This window comes from Leucobacter sp. 7(1), from assembly GCF_900163635.1.
Taxonomy (GTDB): domain Bacteria; phylum Actinomycetota; class Actinomycetes; order Actinomycetales; family Microbacteriaceae; genus Leucobacter.
The window spans coordinates 22,255-28,933 of the sequence record NZ_FUID01000059.1; the positions used below are offsets into that span (position 1 = coordinate 22,255).

The window sequence follows — 6,679 nt, forward strand, 5'->3', positions numbered from 1 at the left end:
CATGACACGAGACGTGGTGATCATCGGGGCAGGGCAGGCCGGTCTAACCGCTGCCGTGAGCCTCCGCGAGCGTGGTTGGACCGGGGGAATTCATCTGATTGGAGATGAGGCTCACGACCCCTACCAGCGCCCGCCCCTCTCGAAAGGGTACCTTTCCGGGACTGAATCCGCCCTCGACCTCCTGCTCCGAGCCCCGGAAGCGCTCGAACGGGACGGGATCACCCAGCACCGTGGGGTCCGCGCCGAAGAACTCGACCGGAGTGAGTCCGTAGTGCGACTTTCGTCAGGGCGCTCAGTGACCTACACCGCGGTGATTCTCGCGACGGGCTCAGCTCCGCGCAGGCTGACAGTTCCGGGCAGTGAGCTTGGCGGGATTCACTCAGTGCGCACAATTGTAGACGTCGATGCGCTCCGGGCGGACCTGGCCCACGGCGGACCCACAGTCTTCATTGGCGGGGGCTTTCTGAATTTGGAAGTTGCCGTTGAAGCCGCAAAATTCGGCCCGGTGACAGTCCTGGAGAGAGGGTCTCAGATTCTCGGCCGCGTGCTGAGCCCCGCGGCGGCGGCGGCACTCGCGGGGTATCACGCCGAGAAGGGAGTGGACATCCGCTGCGAAGCGCGCGTCGTCGCGCTCACGGCTGCGAGCCAGTGTGCTGCGGGACCTGACAGCCCGCACGTGCCGTGTGTGGGAGGCGTCACACTCGCCGACGGCAGCATCGTCCCGGCCGCGCGCGTTGTGCTCGCGATCGGTGCCGAGCCGCGGGACGAGCTGGCACGAGCGTCGGGGCTCGAAACGGGCGGCGGTGTAGTTGTCCGCGGTGACCTGCGAACTGCCGACGAGCGCGTGTACGCGATAGGTGACTGCGCGCGGTTTCCCAGCACCTACGCGGGGACTGAGATGCGTGTGGAGTCCGTGCAGAACGCCACTGACCAGGCCCGCTATGTCGCTGGGGTGATTGCCGCGCGGTTCAGCGAGACCGGCCCCTTCACTGAGCCGCGGTCCGAGGCTCAGCAGCGGGCTCCCCTGACGGGTGCGAGCGACGTGCCAGCCCCGTACCGGGAGGTGCCCTGGTTCTGGAGTACGCAGGGAGACCGGCGACTGCAGATCGCGGGCATCGCGATGCCCGGGGACGACGCGCGGGTCCTGCTCGACGAGCCCGGCGGGAAACTGGTTGTCGAACGGCTGCGCGCAGGGGAAGTGGTTGCTGTCGAAACGATCAATGCCCCCGGGCCGCACATGCGCGCGCGTCGGGCGCTTGCGAGTTACGGACTCTGACGCGGAAGAGTCGCAGACCCCAACACAGAATCGACGACGGTGATTGTCGCCGGAGTCCTGATGTCACTGGCTTTTTTTGGCGCCCGGCATCGCCATGCGTTCCGCCACAGCTCTACACTCATTCCATGGGTACCCGCGGCCCAACCGGCGCGGCACGACTCGGGGAAGAGGCGCTCATGATGCACCACACTGAATCACACTCTGCGTGGCAGCGTTTCTGGGAGCGTGGCGGGTGGTGGCGTGCGCTCCTGCTTGTCGCCGTGTACTACGGCCTCTACCAGGGGCTTGCAGTCCTTGTTGTTTCGCCCCTTGCCGCGGCGAACCGGGACAACCCTGACGCAAACATCTGGCTGTCCTACGCGCTTCCGATCGCGCTGGGCGGCGTGATCCTGGTGGTGTTCGGTCTCTCAGTGCGGTGGCTGCGTGAATTGTTCGGGCCGCAGCCGGTGCACGGCCGGTGGTGGATGTGGATCGGCGTCGCGATTCCGCTCATCTTTGCCGTGCTGCACTTCGCCGCAATTGACTACGGTGCGGCAGGCACCAACCTCGTTCTGGGGTGGCTGGTGTCTGGACTGTTCATCGGCTTTGCCGAAGAGGTGCTGGCTCGTGGCTTTGTCGTGCAGTTGCTCCGCCGCGCCGGATATCGGGAGATCGCGGTAGCCACGATTTCCGCGGCGCTCTTCTCGGCGCTGCACGCCGGCAATCTTCTGGGTGGGCAGGATCTGCTCACCACGCTGATTCAACTCGTGTACACCTTCGCGTTCGGGATCCTGATGTACCTCACGCTGCGCGTCACCGGAAACCTGATCTGGCCGATCCTGCTGCACGCCGCGACGGACCCGTCCACCGCGCTGCTGGCCGAATTTCCGGGGGGCGGCGGGCTCGCAGCGTTCGCGGGCCTCGGCAACTTCTTCGTGATCGGGGCCGGGTTGATCCTGCTGTTCTGTATCCGGGGTCATTCGGAGTGGAAGCCGCGGGCGGGGGAGCCCCACCCCGAATAGACTGCCTCCTGTGACTCACACGCTCACCATCACGCCGGAGTTCGCGCACGCCCTCGAACTGCTGCACGGCGGCCGAAACGTATTCCTCACAGGCAGAGCTGGCACCGGCAAATCGACGCTGATCCGGCGCTTTCTTGCAGAGACGGATCGCAATGCGATCACCGTCGCGCCAACGGGGATCGCGGCGTTGAACGTCGATGGCTACACGATCCACCGTCTGTTTTCTTTTTTCACGGGCCTGAGCGCGGAGACTGTGCGCGCGGGTCGCTATTACCCGGGACGCTTCGCGGACGCACTGAAGGAACTGGATACCCTCATCGTCGACGAGGTGTCGATGGTGCGCGCCGACCTGTTCGACGCGATGGTGGCGGCGCTCGAACGATTCGGCCCCCGGCCTGGCGAGCCGCTTGGTGGTGTGCAGCTCGTGCTCGTCGGTGACCTATACCAGCTGCCGCCCGTGGTGCCGCCGGGCGAGGCAGAGTTCATCGCGAATCGCTACGGCACCCCGTATTTCTTCTCCGCCGACGCGTTCGATCGCGAGCGGTTCCCCACTGTTGAACTGAGCACGGTGTTTCGACAACTCGGCGATTCGCGGTTGGTGGACCTGCTGAACGCGGTGCGTGAGGGGACCCTGCTCGACGGTGCCCGGGCCGAGCTCAACACACGCACCGACTCCGAATTCGAGCCACCGCTTGACGAGTTTTGGCTCACACTCGCCACAACGAATCGGATCGTGGGGGCCCGCAACAGGCAGATGCTGGAACGGTTGGGCGCAGATCCGGTCACATTCACCGCGGAGGTCGCGGGGGAGATGGACGGCTTTGAGTATCCAGCGGACGAGCGCCTGCAGCTCGCGGTGGGCGCGCAGGTCATGCTGCTGAACAACGATCCGGCGGATCGCTGGGTCAATGGCAGCCTGGGCCGGGTCGAGCGCATAGGCACGGACGCTGACGGGCCCGTGATCCGGGTCGCGCTGCGCGAAGGCCAGACGGTGTCGGTGCGCCCGCACATCTGGGACGTGACGCGGCCGACAGTGAGTGGCGGATCCCTCGAGCACCGCGTCGTAGGATCGTTCACGCAACTGCCGATGCAGCTTGCGTGGGCGATCACGATTCACAAGAGCCAGGGCCAGACGCTTGACCGCGTGGTTGTCGATCTCACCGGCGGCACCTTCGCCAATGGTCAGCTCTATGTGGCGTTGAGCCGCTGCACCAGTCTTGCGGGTCTCGTCCTTAAGCGTGACGTGCTGCCGCGGGACCTGAAGACCGACATTTTGGTGCGCCGATTCCTCGAGTCCGGGCAGACGAACAGTGAGATGCTCGGGCGGGTGTTCCTCGCGATCTTGACCGTGGGGCGGGAGGGGGATCGGTACCGGCCCCGGCCCGTGGAAATTGCGGTTGTCACCGACGAAGGCGACGAGGCCACCACGGTCGTTAACCCGACGAGCGATCTGTACTCCGCGCATCGCGACTTTGGGTTGACGACCCGCGACGTGGCTCTCGCACCGGTGCTCGCACAGGCCTGGTCTGCGCTTGCGCCGCTGCTCGTGAGTCGCATCCCGACAGGCGTCGGGATCGATACGGCGCTCGGGCTTATCGACTTTGAGCTCAAACGCAACGACATCGTCGCGCGAATCCCGCTCGGAGCGGAACTACCGGAACGGCTCTTGACGGGTGGGGAACGGGCTGCGCTGCGCGCTCAGACAGCGCTGGACCGCGCGCGTGCGCTCCGGGATATCGCCGAGCGGATCGAGCGGGAGTCCCCGCGCGCCCTGCTGGAGTCCAACGGGCAGGCGTTTGCGCACCAGGGGAGCGACGCGGGCTATCTGATGCGGCGCACCACCGGGGCGCAGGGGGAGTCTGGGCCCGAGGCGTTCACCGTCGGTGGCATGTTGACCGCCACGGACGACACCGCCCAGGTCCTTGCGGATCACCTGGCCGCTGCGTGGGATCGCGTTGTTGATCGTGACCACAAGGTTGTGGCACGATTGCGCGATGTGGAGCAGCACTTTGGGGTGCGTGTGCTGCCCCAGGGCTTTGAACTTGCGGCCGCGGCGTCGCTCGACAGCGTGCTGCGGCCCGGTGCGCGCGTGTGCTTCACGGGCGAGGTGGACTCGGCGCGCCACGGCGTGTTCGGCCGGGAAGACATGTGGCAGTTGGCGCGGGATCGGGGCCTGGGGATCTCCGAGAACATGACCAAGACCAAGACCGATGTGCTCGTTGTCGCGCAGCGCGGCACCCAGTCCGGGAAAGCCAAGAAGGCGGCGCTCTGGGAGAAGCCAGTACTCGCGGCAGAAGAATTTCTCGACTGGGCACTCGCGAAGAAGTACTGAGCAGCGAAACCGCCTGTGACATCACCGAGGGGGGCCAATCCGTGGATTGACCCCCCTCGGTGATGCGTGCGCTGGGGCGCTAGTTTGCTCTCTTCTTACCGCCTGTGATCAGGCCGTAGAGCAGCAGGACGATGATCGATCCGCCAATGGCCAGCAGCCACGACGAGAGCGACCAGAACGATCCAAGATCAGCATTGAAGAGCATGCCGCCAAGCCAGCCGCCGAGCATTGCCCCGACGACGCCAAGCAACATCGTGACGAACCAGCCACCGCCGTGTTCGCCGGGCAGAATCGCTTTGGCGATTGCACCCGCGATCAGTCCGAGAATCAGAAATGCGAAGAAACCCATGGTTCAGCCCCTTTCTTCCGTCCGAGCGGCATTCGCCCGGTGTGTTGACGAGGTTAGTCCTGATCAGTACACATGGCTAGGGCTTGCGTCGTGTGGCGCTAATTCGATATCGTCCCGCAACCTGATCAAGAATTGCGGAATCGCTGAGCGCCTGTGGTGCCGGGAACCAGGCTAGGCCGGATCCTCGGTCGCCATCTCGGGCCAGTACTCGGAGTCAGGGGTCTGGCGTTTCCCGAAGATTGCCTGCCCGACCCGCACGCAGGTGGCACCTTCCTCAATCGCGACTTCATAGTCGCCCGACATTCCCATCGACAGCCCCGCGTCGCCGAGCAGATCTGGATTCGTGTCGCGGAGCTGATCCCGGAGGGTTCGCAGTCGCACAAAGCACTCGCGCACGCGGGGCACGTCGCTGCTGAAGATCGCGAGCGTCATGAGGCCGCGCACGCGAAGCGAGGAGAACTTCGGGAGCTCGCGGAGGAACGCCGCAGTGTCCTCGGGGGCGAGGCCGTACTTCTGGGGCTCCGCCGAGGTGTTGACCTGCACGAACACATCGAGGGATCGGCCGGCCGCCTGGAGTCGTCGGTCGAGTGCGGCCGCGGCGCGCAGATTGTCGAGGGCCTGGAACTCTGTAGCGAAGGCCGCGACGTCGCGGGCCTTGTTTGTCTGAAGATGCCCGATCACGGACCATGCCACACCCAGATCCGCGAGGTTTTCGGACTTTCGCTTCGCCTCTTGCGCTTTGTTCTCACCGAGTTCGCGGCAGCCTGCCTGCACCGCGAGGCGGACGCGGTCCTCAGGGACAGTCTTGCTCACGGGGAGGAGGCGAACCTCGTTCGGGTTGCGGCCCACGCGTTCGGCGGCGTCGGCAATGCGGCTGCGCACCTCAGCGATGTTCTGCACGAACTCGGTGACCGACGTTGCGGTCGGGAAGTTGTGCACCGGCAGATCCGCGTCCAGTTCGTTTGTCATAGGTCAAACTGTAGCAGGGCGGTGCGGGGTCCGCCAGGACGGGTGGGTGTGCCTCGGCGTGCGGTTTGACCTCCTGCGGGCCGCTGGCCTAGCCTGGCGAGGAGACGCGTGTGTCTCCGGCTGCTCCGCAGCCACGGTGGGGTGACCGAATGGCAGGTTGCGGCCCGCAAGGCCGTGTATGCAGGTTCGACTCCTGCACCCACCTCGAATGATCTTGTGACGCGATGTGCCCTGTCCCCGGCATTCGCCGCGCAGCCAGTCTCCACTGGGTGCGCGTCGCTGGCACATAGGCTCGACTTGCTGGATACACTGCAACCAGAACCTGTTTGGCAGGATCCTGCACCGAGAGAGATGGGGCTCCCATGCGTCGCACGAAGTTGATCACCGCCACACTCGCCGCAGCCGCGCTGCTCGCCTTCACCGGCTGCTCGGCGGGCGCGAGCTTTGCCGGGACCTGGACGGGGTCTGGTGCGGAAGCGCCCCAGCTTGAGATCGCCGAGGACGGCGAGTTCACAGGGACCGACGGGTGCAATCGGCTCATGGGAACGGGGGAGATTGCCGAGGGCACGCTCGATTTCGGCCAGTTCGCAAGCACCCGAAAGCTGTGCGAGGGCGTTGACACCTGGCTGTCGGCCGCCGGCAGTGCCACGGTTTCTGGAGACACGCTGACGGTTCTTGACACCAGCGGCAAGGAAATCGGCACGCTCACCCGCAAGTAGCCCCCTGCGCGTGAGCCTGTCTCGCACCTGCGC

The 6,679-nt window shown here is 65.6% G+C and carries 6 protein-coding genes and 1 tRNA gene; 5 read left to right on the forward strand and 2 right to left on the reverse strand.

All coding sequences use genetic code 11. From position 1 onward, the window contains the following. Nucleotide 1 precedes the first annotated feature (1 nt). From FM113_RS11250 to FM113_RS11260, 3 genes are all read left to right on the forward strand, one after another. Nucleotides 2-1,276 carry an NAD(P)/FAD-dependent oxidoreductase gene (locus FM113_RS11250; protein ID WP_087014727.1) on the forward strand — a complete coding sequence of 425 codons (1,275 nt, stop codon included), beginning with the start codon at nucleotides 2-4 and terminating at the stop codon, nucleotides 1,274-1,276. A 125-nt stretch (nucleotides 1,277-1,401) separates the two neighbouring features. Beyond that, a complete protein-coding gene (locus FM113_RS11255) occupies nucleotides 1,402-2,277 on the forward strand; it encodes a CPBP family intramembrane glutamic endopeptidase (protein ID WP_254908978.1) in 876 nt (291 codons plus the stop codon). 10 nt (nucleotides 2,278-2,287) lie between these two features. Beyond that, on the forward strand, nucleotides 2,288-4,609 hold the full coding sequence (locus FM113_RS11260) for an AAA family ATPase (RefSeq protein ID WP_254908979.1): 2,322 nt from the start codon (nucleotides 2,288-2,290) through the stop codon (nucleotides 4,607-4,609). Between the two features lie 79 nt (nucleotides 4,610-4,688). Here the strand turns inward: FM113_RS11260 and FM113_RS11265 are convergent, their stop codons facing one another. Beyond that, on the reverse strand, nucleotides 4,689-4,958 hold the full coding sequence (locus FM113_RS11265; RefSeq protein WP_087014730.1) for a GlsB/YeaQ/YmgE family stress response membrane protein: 270 nt from the start codon (nucleotides 4,956-4,958) through the stop codon (nucleotides 4,689-4,691). Nucleotides 4,959-5,129: 171 nt separating this feature from the next. Continuing rightward, nucleotides 5,130-5,927 carry a YggS family pyridoxal phosphate-dependent enzyme gene (locus FM113_RS11270; RefSeq protein ID WP_087014732.1) on the reverse strand — a complete coding sequence of 266 codons (798 nt, stop codon included), beginning with the start codon at nucleotides 5,925-5,927 and terminating at the stop codon, nucleotides 5,130-5,132. 135 nt (nucleotides 5,928-6,062) lie between these two features. On the opposite strand from FM113_RS11270, the gene FM113_RS18180 reads away from it, so the two are divergent. Together FM113_RS18180 and FM113_RS11275 are read left to right on the forward strand one after the other, a co-directional pair. Beyond that, nucleotides 6,063-6,132, forward strand: a tRNA-Cys gene (locus tag FM113_RS18180). A 157-nt stretch (nucleotides 6,133-6,289) separates the two neighbouring features. Further along, nucleotides 6,290-6,646 carry an META domain-containing protein gene (locus FM113_RS11275; RefSeq protein WP_087014734.1) on the forward strand — a complete coding sequence of 119 codons (357 nt, stop codon included), beginning with the start codon at nucleotides 6,290-6,292 and terminating at the stop codon, nucleotides 6,644-6,646. The last annotated feature ends 33 nt before the right edge of the window (nucleotides 6,647-6,679 follow it).

Bases quoted from the DNA above. Each gene is read 5' to 3' on its own strand.
- FM113_RS11250 (WP_087014727.1), top strand. From the start codon at position 2: ATGACACGAGACGTGGTGATCATCGGGGCAGGGCAGGCCGGTCTAACC.
- FM113_RS11255 (WP_254908978.1), top strand. From the start codon at position 1,402: ATGGGTACCCGCGGCCCAACCGGCGCGGCACGACTCGGGGAAGAGGCG.
- FM113_RS11265 (WP_087014730.1), bottom strand. From the start codon at position 4,958: ATGGGTTTCTTCGCATTTCTGATTCTCGGACTGATCGCGGGTGCAATC.
- FM113_RS11270 (WP_087014732.1), bottom strand. From the start codon at position 5,927: ATGACAAACGAACTGGACGCGGATCTGCCGGTGCACAACTTCCCGACC.
- FM113_RS11275 (WP_087014734.1), top strand. From the start codon at position 6,290: ATGCGTCGCACGAAGTTGATCACCGCCACACTCGCCGCAGCCGCGCTG.